Genomic DNA, 22,853 nt, shown 5'->3' on the forward strand with positions numbered 1-22,853 from the left:
AGCTGTGTTAATAGCTTTGAAAAAATTAGCCACAGAGTCTGCCTGAAATGGTGCCAAGTACAAGCTATTGCAAGGTTTCATCTACGCTATTAGGCGAAGAAACCTTGAAAGCCTCTGTGCAAAGACCCATGTGTTATTACTAAATCAACGCCATACTGGGGGGAAATCTATACTAAAGAAAGATCGTGACCGTCATGCTGAGCGCTGCGCTCAGCAACCAGAGGAGAGAGATATGAGCAAGATACCCGATACGCTAAACACCCTAGAGGTTGGTAGTAAAACCTATCACTACTACAGCCTGCCCCACGCGGCCGAGACCCTGGGCAGCATTGACCGGCTACCCAAGACGCTCAAGATTCTACTCGAAAACCAGCTGCGCTTCGCCGACGACGAAAGCGTAGATCAGGAAGATATGCAGGCCCTGGTCGACTGGCAGGCCGAGGGCAAATCCAGCCGCGAAATCGGCTACCGCCCGGCGCGGGTACTCATGCAGGACTTTACCGGCGTGCCCGGTGTGGTGGATTTAGCCTCCATGCGCGCCGCAGTAGAAAAGCTGGGCGAAGACCCGGCGAAGATCAACCCGCTTTCCCCCGTCGATCTCGTTATCGACCACTCGGTAATGGTCGATAAGTTCGGCAACCCGGCTGCATTTCAAGAGAACGTCGATATCGAAATGCAGCGCAACCGCGAGCGCTATGAGTTTCTGCGCTGGGGCCAGCAGGCGTTTGATAACTTTAGCGTCGTTCCCCCCGGTACCGGTATTTGTCACCAGGTCAACCTGGAGTACCTAGGCAGAACGGTATGGACGAAGGACGAAGACGGCAAGACCTTTGCCTACCCCGACACCCTCGTGGGCACTGACTCTCACACCACCATGATCAACGGCCTGGGCGTGCTTGGCTGGGGCGTGGGCGGTATTGAAGCCGAAGCGGCCATGCTCGGTCAGCCGGTGTCGATGCTGATCCCCGAAGTGATTGGCTTTAAATTAACCGGCAAGCTACGCGAAGGTATTACCGCCACTGACCTGGTACTCACCGTTACCGAGATGCTGCGTAAAAAAGGCGTGGTGGGTAAATTTGTCGAGTTCTACGGCGATGGTTTGAAAGACCTGCCGCTGGCGGATCGTGCCACGATCGCCAATATGGCCCCCGAGTATGGTGCTACCTGTGGTTTCTTCCCAGTGGATGAAGAAACCCTGAACTATATGCGCCTGACGGGGCGTGAAGATGAGCAAGTCGCCCTGGTGGAAGCCTATAGCAAGGCCCAAGGGCTGTGGCGTGAACCTAATGACGAGCCGATCTTCACCGACGCCCTAGCACTGGACATGACCGAGGTAGAGGCCAGCCTGGCCGGCCCCAAACGTCCGCAGGATCGCGTGGCGCTGAAAGACATGGCGGCGGCCTTTGACAAGTTCATGCAGGAAGACGTCAACGCGGATGCCAACGCAAAGGGGGAACTCTCTTCTGAAGGCGGCCAAACCGCCGTGGGGGTGAGGCGCAGCTTCGAGCATGACACCAGCCAGGCCGTTACGCTTGATGACCATGATTTCAGCCTTGACCCCGGGGCGGTGGTGATTGCGGCGATTACCTCGTGCACCAACACCTCCAACCCCAGCGTGATGATGGCCGCTGGGCTGCTGGCACGTAAAGCGCGTGAAAAGGGGTTAACCACGAAGCCCTGGGTGAAAACCTCCTTAGCACCAGGTTCCAAAGTGGTCACCGATTATCTGGAAGCCGCTGAATTAAACGATGACTTGGATGCACTGGGCTTCAACCTCGTCGGCTACGGCTGCACCACCTGTATCGGCAACTCCGGCCCGCTGCCTGATGAGATCGAAAAAGCGATCAACAGCGGCGATCTTGCCGTGGCCTCGGTGCTCTCCGGTAACCGTAACTTTGAGGGCCGTGTACACCCGTTGGTCAAAACCAACTGGCTGGCCTCGCCGCCCCTGGTGGTGGCTTACGCCCTGGCGGGTAATGTCCAACTTGACCTTACCCAGGCGCCGTTGGGCAAAGATAGCAACGGCGACCCGGTCTACCTCAAAGATATCTGGCCCAGTCAGGCCGAGATTGCCAGCGCCGTCGAGCAGGTCAACACCGCCATGTTCCGTAAAGAATACGGCGCGGTGTTTGAGGGTGACGATGTCTGGAAAGCCATCGACGTGTCAGAAAGCAAGGTCTATCAGTGGCCTGAATCCACCTACATTCAGCACCCGCCCTTCTTTGAAGGCATGGGCCGCGAGCCGGATGCCATCGAAGATGTGCACAGTGCCCGCGTGCTTGCCATGCTGGGTGATTCGGTGACCACCGACCATATCTCCCCTGCCGGTGCCATCAAGCCTGACAGCCCCGCCGGGCGCTATCTGCAAGAGCACGGCGTTAAGCCGGTCGACTTCAACTCCTACGGCTCGCGCCGGGGTAACCATGAAGTCATGATGCGCGGCACCTTCGCCAACGTGCGGATCAAAAACGAAATGCTCGATGGTGTAGTGGGTGGTGAAACACGCCACGTACCCAGCGGTGAGCAGATGGCCATTTACGATGCGGCTATGAAGTACAAAGAGGAAGGCAAACCGCTGGTCGTGATCGCCGGTAAAGAGTACGGCACCGGCTCCTCGCGTGATTGGGCGGCCAAAGGTACCCGCTTGCTGGGCGTTCGTGCCGTGATTGCCGAATCCTTTGAGCGCATTCACCGCTCTAACCTGATCGGCATGGGCGTTGTGCCGCTGCAGTTTGCCGAAGGCGAAAGCCGTCAAACGCTGGGATTAACTGGGGATGAAGAGATTTCGATTGCCGGATTAAGCGACCTGACGCCGGGTGGCACGGTCAAAATCGTGATCAAAAATGCCGATGGGGAACGTAGCGTTGATGCCAAGTGCCGAATTGATACGGTAAACGAGCTGGCTTACTACCGTCACGGTGGTATCCTTCACTACGTGCTGCGCAAGATGATCGGCGCAGCCTAAAGGGTAAAACCTACCAATGCTTGCATGCCCCCACTTCGGTGGGGGCTTTTTTTTAGCCGAGTGCTTAAAAAGCGCGACGACGGTAGGTACGGTAATCCGGCGACCAGGACGCTTTTTCGATCAGCTCGCGCAATGTCGTACCACTGGTTTTTAACGCCACACCGTTCTGCTGCGCCTGCGCCGCCACTTCAAAAGCAATCGACTTGCTGATATCGCGAATACGCGACAGCGGCGGCAGCAATGCACCTTTGCCCTCTTTCACCAGCGGCGCTTCACGGGCCAGCGCCCGCGAGGCGCTCATCAGCATCTCGTCGGTGACGCGATTGGCACTGGCAGCAATCACGCCCAACCCAATGCCTGGGAAGATATAGGCATTGTTGCACTGGGCAATCGGATAAGTACGGCCGTTGTAAACCACCGGCGCAAAGGGGCTACCGGTGGCTACCAAGGCTTGGCCGTCGGTCCAGCGAATAACATCCTCTGGCACGGCCTCTGCCTGGGAAGTAGGGTTAGAGAGCGGCATGATGACCGGGTGCTCACAACCCGCGTGCATGGTGCGCACCACCTGCTCGGTGAAGATACCGCGCTGGCCGCAGACACCGATCAGCACTGTTGGTTTGATCTGAGCAATCGTCTCTTCCAGACCTTGACCATTCCACTCGGCGACTAGCGAAGGGTCGTGGGCTAAACGGCGCTGGAAGTCACGCTGCCACTCTTGATCGCTGGTCATCAAGCCGTCGCGATCGACAATATAAATGCGCGACCGGGCCTCGCTTTCGGTCAAGCCCTCCGCTTCCATCGCTACGACCACTTGCTCGGCGATTCCACACCCCGCCGAGCCGCCACCCACAAACACCACACGCTGCTGGGCAATGGTCTCTTCCCGGGCCTGACAAGCCGCCATTAGCGTACCCACTACCACAGAAGCAGTACCCTGCACATCGTCATTGAAGCAGCAAAGCTCGTTGCGGTAGCGCTCTAGCAGCGGCACCGCATTGGCCTGGGCAAAGTCTTCAAACTGCAGCAGTACGTTAGGCCAGCGGCGCTTCACAGCAGCGATAAATTCTGCCATGAACGCATCGTACTCTTCCTGCCCTACCCGCTCGTGGCGCCAGCCCATGTACATGGGATCATCCAGCAGTGCTTTGTTGTTAGTGCCCACATCAATCATGATCGGCAGCGTGTAGGCGGGGCTAATACCGCCACAGGCGGTATACAACGCCAGTTTACCAATCGGGATACCCATGCCCCCGATGCCCTGGTCGCCGAGGCCTAGAATGCGCTCACCATCCGTCACTACGATCACTTTGACATTATCTTTGGTGGCGCTGCGCAGGATATCATCCATATGTTCGCGGTCAGGATAGCTAATAAACAGGCCGCGGTGGTTACGGTAAATGTTGGAAAATTCCTGACACGCCTGCCCTACCGTGGGGGTGTAAATAATCGGCAGCATCTCTTCAAGATGCTGGGAAACCATACGGAAATAGAGTGTTTCGTTGTCGTCTTGAATGGCGCGCAGGTGGATGTGCTTTTCGAGGTCGCTATGGCATTGTTGGTACTGGCGGTAGACCCGCTCTAGCTGATCCTCAATAGTTTCTACCTTCTGCGGCAGCAAACCAATCAGGTTAAACGCCAAGCGCTCCTGCTGAGTAAACGCGCTGCCTTTGTTCAATAGCGGCATTTCGAGCAAAGAAGGACCGGCGTAAGGAAGGTATAGGGGGCGTCTACTCTCGGTAGTCATAAGCACTCTCTTTTTTATGTCAATCACTGCTGCAATGCAGCAACATCGGGCGTTTGCGGCGTTTGAGCGTAATGTAACATGCTCCTGCGACAAAGGTGGAAGAGAGCGACCATGTTGATAAAAAAACGCCTCGGTTTAGGAAGCCTAAACCGAGGCGTGATGGCGCGATTAACTAGTGATCTAACGATGCCCTAGCAAGTTTTAGCGGTGGGTTTGCGCCCCTCCACGCCAGCGAAGAAGAACGGCCGCAGCTTAACGCCAAACATGTTGCCCGCAAACGCCGCTACCAGCCATACCCAACCGTGAAGGCTGCCAGAGGCAATGCCGCTGAAGTAAGCACCAATATTGCAACCAAACGCCAAACGCGCGCCATAACCTAGCAAGATGCCGCCGATGACCGCGGCCAAGATAGATTTCAGCGGGATTCTGAAGTTAGGTGCAAAGCGACCCGCCAAGCTGGCAGCAGCCAGCGCGCCCAGCATAATGCCGACATTCATTACCGTAGTGATGTCGCTCCATACGCTGGCTTCAAGGGCCGCTGCGTTACCAGGGGACTGCCAATAGCCCCACTGGCTGACATCGCCGCCCACCAGTTCAAAGCCTTTAGCACCCCACAGCGCAAACGCAGAGGTAATTCCCCAAGGGCGGCCTGCCAGTGCCAAGGTGGCAAAGTTGAGCAACGCCAACGCCACCGCGCCCGCCACTAACGGCCAAGGCCCAGTTAACCAACGCGCATACCCATGCTTATCGACCATGGACGCCTGCTCTAACTGACCGTGACGACGCTTCTCCATCACCCAGGTAAACGCCGTAATAGCAGCAAACAGCACCAGGCTAATAGCGATCCCCCCACTGACCCCGGCGACGTTAACCAGCGATACCGGTTGAAAGGCCGGTAAGCTCTGCCACCAGGCAAAATGCGCCGAGCCAATCACCGAGCCGACAATAAAGAACACCAGAGTGATCAGCATGCGCGCGTTACCACCGCCTGCGGTAAACAGCGTGCCAGAGGCACAGCCGCCGCCTGACTGCATGCCCACACCGAACAGGAACGCCCCTACCAACACAGAAATACCAATGGGCGCCACAAAGCCCGACACCTCGTTGCCAAACAGGGAACCCGCCCCCAAGGCAGGGAAAAACAGCACCACAGCAATCGCCAGCATCACCATCTGGGCACGCAGGCCACGCCCGCGCCGCTCAGTAATAAATACCCGCCACGCTGAGGTAAAACCAAAGGCAGCGTGATACAGCACCATGCCAAATAGCCCGCCGACAATCATCAACAGGCCAATGTTGGCGTCAAAGACAACCCCAATAAGCAACGCACCCAGCACAATCGCCGCTGTGGCTATCAGCGGCACGCGATAGCTCTGCGGCACAGTAACCGTCGTTGTAGACATACATTCACCTTTAGCAGCACCAAAAGCGCCTGTTAACAAACAGGCGCTTTTGGTAGACATGGACAATAGTTATAAGCCTAACGATAGCTGTAGAGTGCGGGAAATTCTTTGTTGAGAGGTGCTTATGTCTTTATGGAATATATGGCTGCTGGAGCCACACAGCAGCTTGGCACTATGTCCTACTCCACCTCTTAAACTGGTAAATCGGATGCCAGTGTGAGTTTTTTTGGCGCAAGCGGGTAAGACGGTGTATTGGACGCATGGTAGGTGCGCCCGGTGATCAGTGGCTGGCCCGGGCCAGCCTCCAAATGTGATATTATAACCTCATGACCAATCCTGTGGGTCGCCATGCTGCCATAGTCGCCGCTTAGGCAACCCTCATCCAGGGGCGTATCGAACGAAAAAAGAACTACTCGAAGTTTTCCCTCTTAGAATAAAGTGCTTAACAATTTGTAGAAATCTCCCTTGTTTAATCTATATCGACCTTCACCCCGGAGAACGGGATCTCCGGCGGGGCCATCTGGCGCAGGATGGTCAGATGGATATCTAGGTTCAGTTTGGCCAGGTTGTTAACGGACCATTCACCGCCTGCAACTAGGGCAGGCTCAAAGCCATAGACTTCGTCCGGCCCCAGCGGGCCCAGCTTCTTCAGGGCCTGGGCGAACAGCGGCTTTTCGCTCATGTCGGTAAGGTCGTACCTCTTTCTGCGAGACATAACAAAAAATGTTTCGACGGCACTATCAGTGTCTGGGGCAACCGTTTTGACTTTATTTTCCATGGCTATAATGGCATGAGTCGGACAACTGATCACAAAAGAACGGTTGGTGTTTTCGCCCCACAGGTATAACTCCCCGAATGCTGTCCGGGCAATGACCCTGTAGGTGTCCAGGGCCTCGAAGGGCATTCCCTCCAGCCACATGGACACCAAGTGATCATAGTCCGCCGGGTTCACCAGCCAGAACAGGCCGTCGGCAAAGCCGCTCCAGCCAAGATCCTGCCAATACTCCAGTAGTTTGTCCGGCAAGACTCCCCGGTAACGCTCGGCCTCGTCCGTTTTGGCCCGCCTGGGGCTGGTGGGTTCACCAAATTCCTCTACAAACATTTCCAACACTTCATCACGCATAGTCAATATCCTCGAGCCATATCCAGTCGCACGTTCATTTTCGCAACTCCCTGATCATTGGCAATGGCCGTATCGGCAGCCCCCTCCATCGTGCTCAATCGGTCACTCTGTTTTTTTGGGGGGATTACCCAGGCAGTTGGTGAGGATCATCATTTCGTCGCCGCGCAGGTAGTCGGGGGCGACCAGATCCGCCGGGGCGCTGTGGTGAAAGCGATAGTCGAAGTCTTCTGGCCAGTAGGGCAAACGCTGGGTTTTCCAGTGGTCGTTGAAGGTGCCTTGATAACTGACCCGGGGCTCCCACCAGGGGGCTATGGGCCCAAAGCCTGCCGGGGCCGGACGGTCAAAGGGTGAGGTGACCAGCCAGTCCGGGTCTTCCAGTTGGGGGGCGGGCAACTGCGTGACGGCGTTGAGGTCGGGCTTGAGGTACCGGGCGACCTCGCTGGACACCCGCTTGTAGTCTGCACGGGAGGGCAACCAGCCGCGCCCGGCGGGGTTGTCGGGGTAGTAGAGCGTATTGGTGGTGGCGTCCCCTTCCGGCAGGCTGTAGTGCCCGCCGAAGGCGTAGCGGTAGTCCAGCGGGACTTCGCTCACCGGTTCGGCTTGTGTCACTCGCCAGCCGCCGAGCAGTTGCCAGCGGAACTAGACGATCATATCTACCTGTGAGCTAGCTGACACAGAATTCTGAACACTACCGCTGGCACAGAATATTAAGCGCTCTCTTTGTCACTCCTTCAAAGTAGCCAATCTAGGCGGTTCATCATATGAGAACTTAAATTTGAATTGTCCATCATTCTGAATTTCAAGATCGCAAATCGTCCAGGCACGATTTTCCTTATCGTTCTGGGCCATAACCTCACGAAGCTTTTTAAAAGAATTTCGAGCCACTATATCTAATCGAAGTTCATCGGCACTTCCGTCATACCAAACATCAGCCTCTGGGCTTACCACTATTTCTCCTTCAACATCATCAATTTCAATATTTACAGTTATCTTCTCCCATCCTGGCCCAACTAAGCCTGCCACCTCTTGAACAACATTTTTCTGAAATTCTATAGACATTTCCTTACTCCTTTCTTTATCCACCTTGTTTATTTTCAAATACAAACGTTTTCCGGCGCTCTCCATCAACACGGTATGAAGCTTCAAACTCATCAGGCCTATTTGTACTATTATTGGGGTTATACTGAGGCGAAATCCTGACTTCCACATTCTTCCCAACATTCACTGGATCTTGGGCAGCTCGCTTCATAGAGCGCTCAAATTTCCCATATTGGCCCTGGTTCAAATTCGGCGGGCCATTGGGATTCACTCGCGCCCCATTACCCGGCACCACATTCAATCTATTTGTAGGCCCACCGAACTGATCACCAATAAGGTGAAAGCCTACATCTCCTGGCTGCCCTTCCTTTCCAATAACACTAGTGCTAATGCCGTCCGTGCCTGCTCGGCCATCCAGCGCATCCAACCGGACTGTGCCGGAAGCTTCCGTAACTCGGCCTAGATTATCAGTTTCCCAAGCATACGGATCATATTCATAACGCGCATTTGGCAGAGGATTGTTAGCCGCCCGATTGAAATCCGTAACATTATCAAACCGGTGAACAATCTTCCCTCCTTGCTTCGCGCTAATCTGCACCCCTTCGTTGCCTACTGGCACCCCACTGCGGTTGCCCCTGCCCAACTGTCCCACACGTGAAGCAGCGCGCCCCGTTTGTCCTATTCGCGCAGGCGCAAAAATCAAGCTAGCAAACTCTGCTCCTCCACGGCCAATGGCTTCTCCTACCTCTCCTCGTGCCATCGCATCTCGATACGGTTCGGTGACCGCATCCGCCACTAATCCAGGGTTATCAATCAGCATTGCTGTCGTTTCGCGGGCCGCATTAATCGCATCGGAGTGACCTTGATAGGTTGGATGCAGTTGCTCAAGCGCCCAAGAGCCTGGACTAACCTTAGCGGAGTAGACCGCCATATCGATGGTGCCTTCAACGGCTTCCTCTACCACCCCTGCAGCGCCTCGCCCAAACCCTTTGGTATGGCGCCAGGCATTTTGGAAGAAGCCCGCTTCTTCACTTTCAAGCTCTGCCTGCTGATGCGCCATCAGGGTGACATCTTCACTGACCTCTGGCGCTGCCTCGCCCGGTAGGCGTGGGTTTTCTGCTGCCTGCCCGGTGCCGCTTCCGGGGCTGCCGCCTGCGTTGATCTTGACCTGGGGGCCGACGATTGTGATGCCGCCAGCATCGAGCTTGATAAAGCTGCCGCCCACTTTGAGGGTGATTTCACCATCGGCTTCGAGCACCGCCTGTTGGCCCGATTTGATATGCAATTCCTGGCCACTTTCACTTAGCCAGGCTTGCCCAGCACGCATGTGCATGGTGCCCTCAACGTTTAAATGCTGGGTACCTTCTATATGCTCAAAGCGGTGGCGGTGCACCGTGTGATGGTCATCGTTATCGATCTCTGTTTGGCGGTGACGGTGGATCTTTAGATGGCTGTCGCGCTTGATCTCTTCAGTGCGGTCGTTAAGCGTCAATAACTCTAGGTCTTTCTGGGCGTGGAGCCAGATCTGTTCCTTGTCGGTGGCGTCCTCAAAGCGCAGTTCGTTAAAGCCTTTGCTTTTATGGCTCTGTGTGCGTATCACCGTGCGTGTCTTGTTGGCAGGGAGCGGATAAGGCGGGGTATTGGACGCGTGGTAGGTTCGCCCGGTGATCAGCGGCTGATCGGGATCGCCCTCCAAATGTGATATTATAACTTCGTGGCCGATCCTGGGGATCACCATGCTGCCGTAACCGCCACCCGCCCAGCCCTGGGCAACACGTACCCAGCAACTGGCGGTTTCATTGGGCTCGGCGTAGCGATCCCAGGGAAACTGCACTTTGACCCGGCCATATTCGTCGCAGTAGATCTCTTCGCCTTCGGGGCCGACCACAAAAGCTACCTGGGGGCCATCCACTCGCGGCTTGGGATTGGGCACCGGGCGGAAGGTCTGATCCTTAGGCATGATCAACAGCTCGTTATAGTAGCGGGTCATCTGCTCGCCCGATTGGACGCTGCTACCGTTATTACCCCGGGCCATACCGTCCTCTTCCAACGCCTGAGGCTGCTCGCCGTGGTGCACCACCGAAACCACCTGCCAGCGGCAGTTAAGGCTATCGATATCGTGATCCGTGAGGGTAAAACAGATACCAGGGGCAAGTTCAGGGAGATCGCTTTCCGCCTCGGCGGTGCTCGCGTCGGCGCGCAGGGACTCTAATCGGTGGCGGGTGAAGGGCTTGCCAGAGGCGTCTTTCTTATAACGCCCGGGATAGTCGAAGTGTTCGTAATAGGTTCGCTGACCACTAGCTTCTATATCTCGACCTTGGTGTTCGTGTAACTGTGCATAGCGCGGGTTCTTAAACGTGTAGTCCTTGAGCATCGTCGAGGCTGGGCGCACGCGGTTGACCTGTCGCAATTTGCGCACGTGACGTCGGGGCGGGGTTCCCCCGGCGCGGGCGTGGTAAGTGCGCTCGCCTACGCCGGGCAGCACCACTGTGGCATCAGCAAACACAAGCTGGTGTTTGCCGCCCTCAGCGTTCTCAAACTCATGAAAATAGAAGCAGCCTTCTTCAGCGGCCAGGCGCTCGATAAAGGCCAAATCGGTCTCACGGTACTGCACCAAATACTCCCGATCAAGGGGCATTCGGGTGGTGGCAAAACCGATATCGGTGAGGCCGCGCTCGTTGGCCAGGGTGGTGATCGCATCATAGGGCGACGTATCCTGAAAAATCCGCGAGTTGTGGCGCAGCGATAGCCGCCACAGGGCGGGGCGAATCTCCACTCGGTAAAAGCTGCGTCGGTGCCCGCGATCGCCGCGATGCAGTTCGCTTATAATTCCATGCACCCGGCGTAGCGGCTCACCGTCTTGCCAAATAGTAAGGGTGGCATTTTGATCCAAACAGTCGCTGGGCGAAAGGTCGTGGGTACGGCTGGCGAATTCGACCGAGAGCGCAAACGGCTCAGACAGCGCCTCGCGGTGAGTAAAGCGCACCACGGCGGTGTCATCAGCGCCGGGTAGGGTCAGAGTGAATTGTAGACCGGTACTATCAGCCACTATGAAAATCCTCTTCGATGCTGCTGTCTTACATCCCATTGAGCGGGCGCTTCGTAGCTCGCTACCTCAAAAGCATCGACGTACATGCGCTGAAATCCCGCCGCTTCCAGGCTTTGAATCGCCGTGTGGCAGCCCAGTGGTAGCCGTGTTTGTAGCGGTACGCCGCTTAGACTCAGCCGGGCAGCGGTCAGCAGGCGTGCGCCATGGCCGCTGCCTTTCCACTCTTGGCTGATAAAGAAGAAGCGCAGTTGCCAGGCGGCTTCGTCATCGGGTCGGCACGCCAACACCATCCCCAGGGGCGGGCCATCCCCATGGCGCAGGGCGAGTAAACGCCCCTGCCAGTGCTCAACGTGCTCTTGCTCACGCTGCAACCACACCTGGCGATGCAAGGTAAATTCCAGAGCACGGCGCAGCGTATCCAGGTAGGCCTTGTCACGCAGTACCCAGGGCGAATGCCCTTTTGCATCGGCACGCTGGACGGCTTCGATAAAACTATCGATATCCCCTTCGCGGGCGCTTTCAAGCGCGCGGGAAGATGCTTGGCCATTAACATCAGGGCCGCTATCCACATGACCACCTGGGTGGTCATGGGTCGTGCTAGCTGAGGGGGAGAGCCACTGCTTAAGTTTCGTCAGCATAGGGCCCTCGTTCTGCATAGAGTGCCGACGGTAACTGGAAGCCTGCGGCGGGCGAACGGGTAAAGGGGTTGGGGGCGCTATCGGTAAATAGGCGATAACGCATAGCGCCCCCGTCCACGTTGAAACGTAGCTCTAACTCACGCTCATTAACGCTGGTGATGTTTGCCTCTTCCAACAGCCGGAACCAAGCCCAGGCGCCATCGCGGGTTATACTCCGCGGCGAGTGATTTACCTGGCTGGGCACCATGGTGATGCGGCTATCCGTGCCGCCACGCAACGTATTTGGCCAAATCATGGAGACCCGACTACTGGCGCTGTGAGTGTAATCAATGAGCTGGCCATCGGCACTGATCACACTGCGCCGCTTGTCGGGGCTTAAGCTGATCGGCTCAAGAGCGAACTCGACGTCTAGCGCACCATCAGGGCCAAAATAGGCACGGCGAATTTGTTCCGCCTGTGACACGGCGGCAAACACGCTTTCACGCAGTAGCGAATTACCCTGGGTATCCACCAGTTGCTCAGGCGCACCTTCGATAAAGGGCTGCAAGTTATCCTGATAGAAGTTGTCGAGGATACCTTCAGGAGCAAAGAAGGCTTCAAAGTCGCTTAGCGAAGCATCCCGGCTTGCACTGGGCACCAGCGGATAGCGCCCGGCTAAACGCTCTTGATAGGGTGCCACTACCTCATCTATCCAGATATTTTCCAGGTGACTGATAGCGCTTGCCATGATGAGCTGCCAGCTTTGATCCGCCAGGCTTTTCAACATGCTTGCGACAGGCTCGGGCGAGCTGTCAGCAATACGCTGCAGGCGATAAATTGGGTCATCACCGCGCAGCGATAAGCGGTCACGCGCGCCGATGAAAGCGGCGCGCCCTGGGTCGCTGGCTTCTTCTATATCAAGCAGGTAATCGCGCAGCTCCGTTACCGCCGATTTGATCTCTTCCAGGGAGGAGGGATCCCCCTCTTGAGGATTGGAGAGCTTGTTAATCGCGGTAAACTGCTGCTCGATATCGTGAGCAAGCTGATAGCGCGGTGAGCGCTGTAGCGCTTCACGGGCTTCCTCGTCATCTTCAGGCAGTTCCGGATAGAGACGGGTATTCTGCTCGACCGCTGCTAACAGACGGTCTAACGGGCGCTCTGCGCTGACCAGCGCATCGGCGACCACCGCTGCCTGATGAATGTCCGGCAGGGGCACAAGCTGGGTGTTGCGCAGGGCATCACGCCAACTCACGCGATAGTCACTGACATAATAGTCACGCAGGGCATTTTGCAGTTGCTGACGGTCAGCGTTACTGAAGTTGATGTCTTCGCGCTGATCCAATACCCACAAGTCGATAAGCGCTAGCTCGGTTGCCCTATCAAGCTGTTGCAGGAAGTGATTTTCGAAGCCACCCCGGGTAACCAGATACGGCAGTTGCACATACGAGGGCTCATCGTTACGCGCCATAAACACCGTGTTGAACATCGACCCCACCTGACGGTGCAGGTCGAGAGGGTCTCCGCGACGGCTACTGTCAGCTTTCATGGTGGCGTAGACCCGCTCATCCATCGGCAGGCGTGATAGGTCGTCAATCGCGGCGACTAAGCTGCCGCGTAGTGGCGCCATGGCATATTCAGCGCGCCGATTACCAGCGGCAACCCGGCTTTCCAAATCGCTGTGCTGCAGGGCGTAATCTAAATGAGCCAGTAAGCGGTCTTGGATTTCACCACGCTGGGGGAAATCCGACTGCCAACGCTGCGCCATAAAGTCGTGTACGCGTTCGGGCTGGCGGCCACTGGCGTCAGACATCATGCGCAAAATGCGCAGCAGCGCCAGCTTGGCGTTACTGCCCTCTTCTTCGCGGTTCATGTCATCCATGATGCCCACCATCAACGCCGGCAGGAATTGGTACTCCAACATGGCGAGGTAAGCATTCTCTAACTGGCCACCAATAATGTGGCCTTGATAAAGCCCCATATCGGCAAGGAAAGGTGTGTGTGTACGGTAGCCCTCGAAGGTTTGCATCGCATCGCGTAGGCGATCCAACGGCGCCAGCATTTCGTAGCCCGTTGGGTCGTCGCTCTGAAACTCTTCGGGATGGGTGGCCAGGAAAGTTTCCGCCCGATGCTCGACGGTGGAAAGCGAGGTCGCGTTTTTCTGGTAGAAATGACTCCACCCACCGATCATTACCGCACTCACTAACATGCAACCGACGATGCACGCCTGGCGAGTGCGCTGGCGGCGGCGGGCTACTTTGGCGTTGTCACCGGCCAGGCCAGCTTCTGGATAAATGACTTTTTCAAACAGCTCTTCGGTGAAATACAGGGCGCTGCGCGTGGCACGGTGCGCTGGCTGAACACTTTCGGGCATGCCATAACGGCGGGCCGCGGCATCAACGAAAGGATCTTCAGGCACCCCCTGCTGATAAACCGAGGTGAAATAAGTGCCGCGTACAATCGCCGCGGTGGAAAAGCGGTCGCTGGAAAGCGCCTCGTTGAGGAAACCGAGCAGCACATCGCGCAGCCCTGCTAGCTGGCGCACAAAGCGAAATACCGATTCCCGTTCTTCCCGGTCGCGGCACTCTGCCAGCATGGTGGGCATTGCGCGGTTAAGGCGTTCCAGCATGTTGTCGTAAGCGGCGGCGAACTCTTCTTCCCACTGTCCCGGTGTATCAATGGATTTAGCCGAGAAGGTAAAGCCTAACGGCGCCCGCCGTGCAGCACGGGAGTAATGGCGGAAAAAATCGTCAAAACCGTGCAGCAAATCCATTTTGCTGAAGGTGACGTAAACCGGTAGTCGGCTGCCGTGGCGCTCCATCAACTCGCGCAGGCGGCTACGTAACAGCGTCGCGTACGCTTTACGAACGGCTACCTGGGCGTGGCTAAGACGGGCTAGATCCAACACCAGCACAACGCCGTCCAGCGGGCGGCGTGGGCGGTTACGCTCTAGCCATTCGGTGAAGTGATCCCATAGGCGGCTATTCAGTTCGTCAGGCTCGCCAGTTTCCAGTGCGCCTTGGGTCAATAACTCGCCATCAGGGTCGATGAGTATCGCTTTATCGCCAATCCACCAGTCAAAACCAAAGCGGTTTTTCTTGCTGCTGATGCCAGAGGCTTTCATGACATTGGACAGCGCAAAGTTTTGCCCAGAGCGGTTGACCAAGCTGGTTTTGCCCGCGTTTTCGACCCCCATGACCAAATACCAGGGAAGGCGATAGCGGCTGCTGTCCCCACTGCCAACGCTATCAATGATTTCGGATAATACGTTGTTCAGCGAGGTTTCCTGCTGGTCGATACTCTCCTGTATGGGGTCTGACTGCTGCGACTCCATATCCTGCGCGAGCTCATCGGCTTTGCGCAGTCGACGGGAAAGCCGAACGCCCCAAATCACCGCCACTAACGTTGCCAGCGCCAAGGTAGCCAGTAACCGATTGACCCAGGGGCCTAATGGGTAGCTGTCTCGCACTTCCCAACTAGGCCCTAACCACCAGATAGCCACTAATAGGAGCACGATTAATACGCCCCACATGGCCATGGAAAGCCGCCCTAGCCCCTTGACTCTGTTAGCTTGCGCTTTGGCGCGATTGTGAGTGCTCTGTGCACGTGAAAAGCCGGGCACCCAGCGGCTCAGCCTTGATTTCAATGTTCCCCACATGAGCCTTTAATCCTCGTCCCTAGTGATAAAGTCGATCATCGTTGCCATACCCTGAGGTCATGTCCTAAGCGATGCCTGAAGCCGCGAAACCAGCGCTGGTTCCCACTGCTCTAAATCAAGTTCATTAACAGTTTGGTGCAGCGTGCTGTAGTGCTGCTGGGCGAGCGTTTCTAGCCCCGCCTCCTGCAGCAAATCAGCGCTGGCCAAGCGCCAGTACGTGCTCTCGCGCAAGGAGCGTGCCGACGCTAACCCCTGGTCAAGCACCTGCAAGGCAGGCCCTAACCCTTCACTCCCCATATAGCTACGCGCTTCCTCTAACCCCGCGTGCCATGCTTCACCGCCACCGGCGCCGTCATTTACGCCGTTGCCAGCACCGCTATACAGCCACTGCTGTGTTTCCTTATCTAAAAAAGGCGAGCCATCGTTAAACGTTAACGACTCAATACCGGGGAGCCTTTCCACAAACCGCACCGACTCATCGCGAATAGCCTCAGCGCACCGCGGCCGCCCTAGGCGCTTGGCCAGCTCGGCACTCAAGCGGTGTCCTTCTAGCCAGTAGGGGCTGACCGCAACGCTTTTCTCTATGCGCTGCCAAAGCGCTTCGTCACCGCCCCGGGAAAGCGCCTCTCGATAATCCGCCACACGGTCAGCAGCCACAGGGGCTAACTCGGTACGCCCCCCTTCCCTTGCAGCAGGTAACGCCTGGATGGCGCTCCAGATGGCATAGCGACGCAAGCGGTATGCCAGCGGCTCGCCCGGGTTTTGCTCGTTTAGAAAATCGGCCATTTTGAGCAGAGACTGGCGGTTGGCGCGCTCATTGCCCGCCTCCAGACGCAGTTCGGGGACTTTTGCCCCACCGGGCTGCTCAACCTTTTCAGCCCCGCTGGAGGAAGAAGACGCGGCCGTCCGTGCATCGCCACCGGACGCGTTGCCGCCTTGAGAGTCCGATGCAGCACGGTTTTGATTAGGCTGTTTTTCATCCAGCAGGCGCATCAGCTCGTCAAGTGAGTCAGCGGGCAACTGCTTGTCCGCGGCTAACGTTTGCAGGTTTTCCAACGAGTGGCGGCAGGCCAGAAACTCATCCTCGGCATTATGAAAGTCGAGGCCCGCGGCAAGCTTCAGCGTGCGTTGGGTAAATTGCTGGAACAGCCTGGGCCGCAACTTAGCCCCACGTGCGCCATTGAAGGGGTATGCCAACGCCCACCAGGCTTCAAGACAACCGGCCAGCAGCCTTAGGGAAAGCGCGAAACGCACGCCATTGCCTTCATGCTGCAGGCAGTGCAGCAAGTGTCCCAACACCTTTAGGTCTTTGCCCTTATGGCTGAGCATAGTGATGGCTAATGCTTCTGCCGTATCCCAATCAACGTCTTGGTGCTGCAATGAGCCGACCTTCATCATTTCAGCCTCAAGGCGCAGGTAGTCGGCGCTGTCCTCCAGCACAACGCCGATCTCCTCGCCCTGCTCATTGGCAGGCAGAGGCGCTAGCAGGGGTTCAAGGTGACTATCCGCCGTTATACGCATCACGAACTCCTATACCCACTACCAGCGACAGGCGCTGCGAAGCGGTTGAATTTGCTGACGCAGTCCTGATACATCAAAACGCAGCCCGTCCAGAGCCGCTGCGTCGCTACTCAACACAAGCTCGTTGGCGCTCAATAATTGCCGCAGCGTTTCAATGGCGGGCAGGCCGCGCCCACCGCTTACCACGTGGCCGTCATCGCGCACTCGCCATTGTTGAGAGACATCACGTCCATCCGCGACGACCCGCAACGACACGCGGGGGGTATCCAAGGCATTGGGCAGGTGCACCTGGAAGCGGGTAATTAACTTCTCGCAGGCCAGTACTAATACGGGCCGCGGAGGCGTTGTGCCCCGCGCGGGCACCGTCATTAATACTTGGCTTCCCTCGGCGCTGACTATCAGGCCAAAGTCATCGGGATTGCGTTTCTCCTCTTGGCTGACAACTGCGTGCCAAAGTGGCGGCAATTCAGCGCTATCACTTGGCGTGCTCTGCTCGTCCAGGAACAGACTGTCGTAGCACCCCAGGCGATCCAAACGGGAGCTTTCTTGGCCACACTGATGCGCCTGTTCCAATACCGCCGCGCTATCCTCTGCTTGTAGTGCGCTGCTCATGCTTAGTAGCCAGAGGCAAATCAATAGCCTGTGCTGCCATCGGCAACTTACGAATGTCACTTTCATTTAGCATCCAGTTCTAGCAATTGGCATTTGTGGGAGAGCGTTCGCTTGGGTATTCCCAGGCTCTCTGCTGCAAGGGCACGATTCCCGCCGTAGTAAAGCAATCGCTGGCTAATCAATTGCGCTTCATAATCGCGAACCGCTTGGCGCAGATCATGGATCTTATTCAGCGTGCCGCTGGCTTCTGATGTCGCTGAATCAGCGCCACTGGCGGTATCGCTGGGCAGGAGCAAGGCTTCAATATCGCCACCGGCGGGGGTCATGGCGCAGGCATAATCGATCAAGTTTTTGAGCTCACGCACGTTGCCGGGGTAATCACGCTCTTTTAGCTGCCGCAACGCGGCGGGTGTGATGCCCATCTCACTGCGTTCTTCCCGTGCACAGAAATCAGCAACAAAGTGCTCGGCCAGAAAGGCGATGTCTTCACGCCGTGCCGACAGCGAAGGCAGCGAAAGCGGGAACTGGCCTAAGCGATAATAGAGGTCAGCGCGAAACCGCTGCTGTTTGATCTGCTCGCGTAGCGGCTGATGGGTAGCCGCAATAAGACGCAGGTCTGCACAGCGTTCTTCATTCGACCCTAAGGGGCGATAGCGGCCGCTCTCCAGCACCCTGAGCAGTTTGGCTTGCAGCGCTAGCGGCATATCGCCGATTTCATCCAGAAACAGCGTACCGCCGTCGGCTTGGGCGATGAGCCCTTCCCTGGCTTGATCAGCGCCTGAAAACGCCCCTTTGGAGTGGCCGAACAGCTCCGACTCGAGCAGCGACTCGGGGATCGCGGCACAGTTAATCGCCATGAACGGCGCCTTGGCGCGTGCCGAGAAACGGTGAATCGCTCTCGCCACGAGGTCTTTGCCGGTACCGGTTTCGCCCTGGAGCAACACCGCTAAATTGGTTTCGGCCGCACGAATCACCTGCTGCCGAAGCTCTTGCATGGCGATGGAGTTACCCAGCAAATCACTCGCAAGCTTGGCCGCTAACCCCTGGCGCCGGGTGTTGTCGTTGAGCTTGGCTAACGAGTCACGCAATACCGCTGATTTCTGACGCTCTCCCTGACTGCTTGCCAGGCGCGACCACAACCGACACAGCAGGGCCTCAAAAGCGACAAAATCGCTACACTCCATGAGGTTCGTCAAGGTTGCCGCTTCCGTGACGAAGGCCAGCACGCCTAGCCACTCCCGCGAACTGTCCTGGAGTCGTAACGGCCTCACGTGTAGCCGCAAGTCGCCACTGAGGGAGGCTATTTGGGCTTGAAAACCGGGATGATCAAGCCGGGTACGCGCTTCCCCCACGCCCAGTGTCACCGGTTTACCGCTGCGGATGGCATGGGCGTAGGGGTGACTAAACTCATCACAGTTGAAGCGCGCCTCACTATTATCACGGCCCACCCAGCGGCCGCTGCTGTCTAGATAGAGGCACTCCACCCACGCCAAGCCCAGGCTATTACCCAGCAGTTGCCGACTGCGTAAGCGCAGCTCCCGTGGTGTGGTACTTTCAACCAACGCAAGCGCCATGGGCATAGCCGCCAGCCCAGCTAAAGGCTGCGCTTCGCTAGCATTGCGCTGGTCAAGAGCCTTTACCTGCATGGCGCTATGCCACCTCCGCAGTAAAGACACCGCTGTCGGCATCCGTGCCCAACACTACCCGGCTAACGTTCTCGCGCCGTGCCATACGCTCAAGCAGGGCACGGGAAAGCGGCGGCAGCAGTTCACCGTCGATCACCGACTCCAGCATGCGTGCGCCGTTTTCACTCCGCGTCGCACGTTTACAAATTGCCTCGGCCAGGCTGTCATCCAGCACCACCTCGGCATGGCGATGGCGCTCACGGATGCGTGTTGCCAAGGTATCCAGCTTGGCCTTGACGATGTCACGCAGGGTATCGCCGTCCAGCGGCAAGTAAGGCACCACTTCCATACGCGCTAATAGCGCCGGTTTAAAGAACTCAGCCAGCACCGGGTAGAGCGCGGCATCCAGCGCTGCTGGGTCATCGCCATAGCTAACGATGGCTTCGTAGCCCAGGTTAGAGGTCAGGAAGAACAGCACGTTTTTGCAATCGATAACGCGCCCTTCCCCGTCGGCCAGTTCGCCTTTATCAAACGCCTGGTAGAAGAGGTTAAGCACATCGGGATGGGCTTTTTCGACTTCGTCCAGCAGCACCACCGAATAAGGGCGCTGACGGATCGCTTCGGTGAGTAGCCCGCCCTCGCCAAACCCGACATACCCCGGCGGCGAACCAATCAGACGTGAAACCGTGTGCTTCTCTTGGTATTCCGACATATTGATCGTGGTAAGAAACTGACGACCGCCATACAGCTGGTCGGCAATTTGCACCACGGTTTCGGTTTTACCCACGCCGCTGGGGCCTACCAGCAGAAATGCGCCCAATGGCCGCCCCGGGCGACGGAGATCCGCACGCGCGGTTAGCAAGTGGCGATGGATACGCTCAATCGCACTGCCCTGCCCCTGGATTAGCGCATCCAGATGGGTCGGCAGTTCGGTGAGGCGGGTTAGCTCGTCGCTGGTCATACGCTCGACCGGTACGCCGGTCCAGTCGCCAATCACCTGGGCAATTTGCGCCTCTTCAACGCTGGGATTAACCAGCGCAAACGTCTCTTGCAGTTGGGCCAGCTGCTGCTCCCGTTCGGCGAGTTCTTGATGCACGCCCTCGGGAAGTTGATCAACGGCATCATTATCCGTTGCCTCTAGCAGTTGGCGGTGTAGCGCCACAATGGCATCGACGCATTCGCGCTGCGCTTGCCAGGCGGCTTCCAGGCTTGCCAACTCCTCTTCCAGCTTGGCTAAGCGTTCGGTTAAGTCGTGGTGGCGTTCACTATCCGGTTCGCGCCCCAGCAGACGTTCACGCTCGACCTGATCGCGCTCACGCAGCGCGGCGATATGTTCACTCTGTAAGTGGCTTAGCTTGCGGGGCGGGGTATCCAGAGCCTGCGCCAATCGGGTACAGGCGGTATCCAGCACATCAATGGCTTTGTCAGGCAGTTGCCGTCCGGCCAGGTAACGGGCAGAAAGCGCAGCGGCAGCACGCAGGCCGCTATCGCCGATCAGCACGCCGTGGGCGCGCTCATACACATCCCGCAAACCGCGCAGGATGACCAGTGCCTGTTCTACGCTTGGCTCGGAAAGCGCAATGGGCTGGAAGCGCCGCGACAGCGCCGGATCTTTTTCAAAGTACTTTTTGTACTCACGCCAGGTAGTGGCGGCGATAGTACGCAACTCGCCCCGGGCCAGGGCGGGCTTGAGCAAGTTGGCCGCGTCACCGCCGCCTTCCTGGTTACCAGCACCGATCAGCGTGTGCGCTTCATCTATAAATAGCAGCGTGGGACGAGGGGCGTTTTTGACTTCGTCAATCACCGCTTTAAGGCGCTTTTCAAACTCGCCTTTCACCGCGGCACCGGCTTGTAGCGCACCTAGATCAAGGGTCAGCAACTCAACACCTGCCAGCGCAGCGGGTACTTGTCCCGCCACAATGCGTGCTGCTAAACCTTCTACCACAGCACTTTTACCCACCCCGGCATCGCCAATCACAATGGGGTTGTTTTTGCGCCGACGCCCCAGGATATCGAGCATTTGGTCGATTTCCGGGTCACGCCCCAGCACAGGGTCAAGCTCACCCTTGCGCGCCTGTTCGGTCAGCGAGGTAGCAAAACGGGCGAGTGCGCTGTCATCGCCAGCAGGATGAGCAGCCTGGCGTTGTTTAGCGTCGGCACCCTCCCGAGGTGCTTCGGCTGAATCGGCCGTAAGACGCTCCAAGTGGCGGCGTAGATTTTCGCGATTGATATCTTCCAGTAGCGCCGTGCTCTTCGGACCTAAATAGCGCGGGGCGTTGTGCAGTAGCGCCGTGAAAAGCACGCCGCTGCGAAGCGCTTGATGTCCATACTCGGTGGCTGCCAGTAACCACGCGTCCTGCAGCAGCTCTACCAATAACGGCGAAAAGCTGGGTGTCGACACATCAAGATCACGAGGCGGACGGCTCTCCTCAGCCATTCGTGCGCGCAGCTCCTCGACATCAATATCAAGCGTTTCCAGCAGTAAGCGCACATCACATAGCGGCTGGTCGACCAGCGCCAGCAGCAGGTGCCCGGTGGTCACCTCCGGTGCTTGCTGCTCTGCGCACAGCACGGCGGCCTGCTCGAGGCCATGACGAGAAATTCCATTCAGTCGACTAATAAGCGCCGGTAGCTCTACCCTAAGCATGCTATCTCCTAACGATAAATCTGATCGAGTAAAGCTCTGACTTGCTCAGCCTGCTGATCCAGCGACCAAGAAAGCCCCAAATAAATACCCACCAACGTAACGCCGAACAGGGCAAAGATGGCCCACAGCGGTAACCCCTCGTGCATCCCTTTGCCACGCCCTTTCACCACATGCCTAAGTGGCTGGGTCAGCATCTCATCTGGCGGCTCATCAAGGGACGCCAGTTGATCGCCCAGCGCGCGTACAATCTGGTCGTACTCTTCACGACCATGGGTTTTCACCCGGTAACGCCCCTCAAACCCAAGGCACAGGCACAAATAGATAAAGGCCAGCATGTCGCGATAGCGATGAGGCTCTTGCTGCAGCCGCGCGAGGATAGAGAAAACTTTTTCGCCACCCCAGGTCTCGTTATGAAACCTCGCTAGCAGCGAGTGCTCAGCCCACACGCTCTGCCTCCCCCAGGGCATGCCCATCACGGTTTCATCGATAAACGAGCAAAGCACATAGCGGTAGGCGAGCAGTGTCGGGCGGTCATACCCCTGTTCGGTTAGCTCAATTTCGATAGAGGCAATTTCGTCCACTACCTGACGATATAAGCGCTCGAGATCATCAGCGCCGTCCACCTGTCGGACGCGCACCGCCATGCCCAGCAGGCTGCTCGATGCATCGACCAGCGGGTTTAAGTTGTGCCCGCGCAGCCGAAACCAGTAGTCCTCGTCAGCATTCAGGTGCTGGGCATGGCTATGCACCAACTGCTCAACGCCGCTGTCTTTTATTTGATCTTCATGGCGAACCGGCTCACCCATCGGGTAGTCGTTTTTGGCGTCATCTTGATGCGTGGCAATATCTTGCAT

Annotated in this window: 14 protein-coding genes and 1 pseudogene; 1 reads left to right on the plus strand and 14 read right to left on the minus strand. The window is 57.2% G+C overall.

From position 1 onward, the window contains the following. The first annotated feature begins 232 nt into the window (after positions 1-232). A complete protein-coding gene (gene acnA / locus ACW17M_RS16320) occupies positions 233-2,965 on the plus strand; it encodes an aconitate hydratase AcnA (RefSeq protein ID WP_457547776.1) in 2,733 nt (910 codons plus the stop codon). A gap of 64 nt (positions 2,966-3,029) precedes the next feature. On the opposite strand, the gene ACW17M_RS16325 is transcribed toward acnA, so the two are convergent. From ACW17M_RS16325 to icmH, 14 genes and pseudogenes are all read right to left on the minus strand, one after another. Continuing rightward, positions 3,030-4,709 (minus strand): NAD-dependent malic enzyme, encoded by a 1,680-nt coding sequence (locus tag ACW17M_RS16325; protein ID WP_039859571.1) that lies wholly within the window; start codon positions 4,707-4,709, stop codon positions 3,030-3,032. 191 nt (positions 4,710-4,900) lie between these two features. Beyond that, positions 4,901-6,112, minus strand: coding sequence for a YeeE/YedE family protein (locus ACW17M_RS16330; protein ID WP_457547777.1), 1,212 nt, complete (start codon positions 6,110-6,112; stop codon positions 4,901-4,903). Positions 6,113-6,581: 469 nt separating this feature from the next. Further along, positions 6,582-7,235, minus strand: coding sequence for a GAD-like domain-containing protein (locus ACW17M_RS16335; protein WP_161463708.1), 654 nt, complete (start codon positions 7,233-7,235; stop codon positions 6,582-6,584). A 102-nt stretch (positions 7,236-7,337) separates the two neighbouring features. After that, the gene (locus tag ACW17M_RS16340; protein ID WP_457547840.1) at positions 7,338-7,862 is read right to left on the minus strand and encodes a DUF2169 domain-containing protein; all 525 of its coding nucleotides are present in this window, start codon (positions 7,860-7,862) and stop codon (positions 7,338-7,340) included. A gap of 96 nt (positions 7,863-7,958) precedes the next feature. Continuing rightward, positions 7,959-8,294, minus strand: coding sequence for an immunity protein YezG family protein (locus tag ACW17M_RS16345; RefSeq protein WP_027956904.1), 336 nt, complete (start codon positions 8,292-8,294; stop codon positions 7,959-7,961). Positions 8,295-8,310: 16 nt separating this feature from the next. After that, positions 8,311-9,333, minus strand: coding sequence for a DNA/RNA non-specific endonuclease (locus ACW17M_RS16350; RefSeq protein WP_457547841.1), 1,023 nt, complete (start codon positions 9,331-9,333; stop codon positions 8,311-8,313). Next, positions 9,334-11,322: pseudogene (locus ACW17M_RS16355) on the minus strand (type VI secretion system Vgr family protein); the annotation flags it as partial. It lies immediately after the preceding gene. Then, entirely contained in the window at positions 11,322-11,960 is a 639-nt protein-coding gene (locus tag ACW17M_RS16360; RefSeq protein WP_457547778.1) for a GNAT family N-acetyltransferase, read from the minus strand. The gene ACW17M_RS16360 and the pseudogene ACW17M_RS16355, both read right to left, overlap by 1 nt. Further along, the gene (tssM, locus tag ACW17M_RS16365; protein WP_457547779.1) at positions 11,944-15,594 is read right to left on the minus strand and encodes a type VI secretion system membrane subunit TssM; all 3,651 of its coding nucleotides are present in this window, start codon (positions 15,592-15,594) and stop codon (positions 11,944-11,946) included. Before tssM ends, ACW17M_RS16360 begins: the two co-directional genes overlap by 17 nt. Before the next feature lie 57 nt (positions 15,595-15,651). Further along, entirely contained in the window at positions 15,652-17,115 is a 1,464-nt protein-coding gene (tssA, locus tag ACW17M_RS16370) for a type VI secretion system protein TssA (protein ID WP_051052064.1), read from the minus strand. A gap of 18 nt (positions 17,116-17,133) precedes the next feature. Then, entirely contained in the window at positions 17,134-17,727 is a 594-nt protein-coding gene (vasI, locus tag ACW17M_RS16375) for a type VI secretion system-associated protein VasI (RefSeq protein WP_223828105.1), read from the minus strand. A 62-nt stretch (positions 17,728-17,789) separates the two neighbouring features. Further along, a complete protein-coding gene (locus ACW17M_RS16380) occupies positions 17,790-19,373 on the minus strand; it encodes a sigma-54 interaction domain-containing protein (RefSeq protein ID WP_051052062.1) in 1,584 nt (527 codons plus the stop codon). 4 nt (positions 19,374-19,377) lie between these two features. Then, positions 19,378-21,999: a type VI secretion system ATPase TssH gene (gene tssH, locus ACW17M_RS16385; protein WP_400670110.1), complete on the minus strand. Its 2,622-nt coding sequence runs from the start codon at positions 21,997-21,999 to the stop codon at positions 19,378-19,380. 8 nt (positions 22,000-22,007) lie between these two features. Further along, positions 22,008-22,853, minus strand: coding sequence for a type IVB secretion system protein IcmH/DotU (gene icmH / locus ACW17M_RS16390; RefSeq protein WP_009287540.1), 846 nt, complete (start codon positions 22,851-22,853; stop codon positions 22,008-22,010).

Source organism: Vreelandella sp. 2A-K22 (assembly GCF_054065485.1).

Coding starts and splice junctions, on each gene's coding strand:
- tssH (WP_400670110.1), bottom strand. CDS start 21,999: ATGCTTAGGGTAGAGCTACCGGCGCTTATTAGTCGACTGAATGGAATT.
- ACW17M_RS16345 (WP_027956904.1), bottom strand. CDS start 8,294: ATGTCTATAGAATTTCAGAAAAATGTTGTTCAAGAGGTGGCAGGCTTA.
- ACW17M_RS16350 (WP_457547841.1), bottom strand. CDS start 9,333: ATGGCGCATCAGCAGGCAGAGCTTGAAAGTGAAGAAGCGGGCTTCTTC.
- tssM (WP_457547779.1), bottom strand. CDS start 15,594: ATGTGGGGAACATTGAAATCAAGGCTGAGCCGCTGGGTGCCCGGCTTT.
- icmH (WP_009287540.1), bottom strand. CDS start 22,853: ATGCAAGATATTGCCACGCATCAAGATGACGCCAAAAACGACTACCCG.
- ACW17M_RS16330 (WP_457547777.1), bottom strand. CDS start 6,112: ATGTCTACAACGACGGTTACTGTGCCGCAGAGCTATCGCGTGCCGCTG.
- ACW17M_RS16335 (WP_161463708.1), bottom strand. CDS start 7,235: ATGCGTGATGAAGTGTTGGAAATGTTTGTAGAGGAATTTGGTGAACCC.
- acnA (WP_457547776.1), top strand. CDS start 233: ATGAGCAAGATACCCGATACGCTAAACACCCTAGAGGTTGGTAGTAAA.
- vasI (WP_223828105.1), bottom strand. CDS start 17,727: ATGAGCAGCGCACTACAAGCAGAGGATAGCGCGGCGGTATTGGAACAG.
- ACW17M_RS16380 (WP_051052062.1), bottom strand. CDS start 19,373: ATGCAGGTAAAGGCTCTTGACCAGCGCAATGCTAGCGAAGCGCAGCCT.
- tssA (WP_051052064.1), bottom strand. CDS start 17,115: ATGCGTATAACGGCGGATAGTCACCTTGAACCCCTGCTAGCGCCTCTG.
- ACW17M_RS16325 (WP_039859571.1), bottom strand. CDS start 4,709: ATGACTACCGAGAGTAGACGCCCCCTATACCTTCCTTACGCCGGTCCT.
- ACW17M_RS16360 (WP_457547778.1), bottom strand. CDS start 11,960: ATGCTGACGAAACTTAAGCAGTGGCTCTCCCCCTCAGCTAGCACGACC.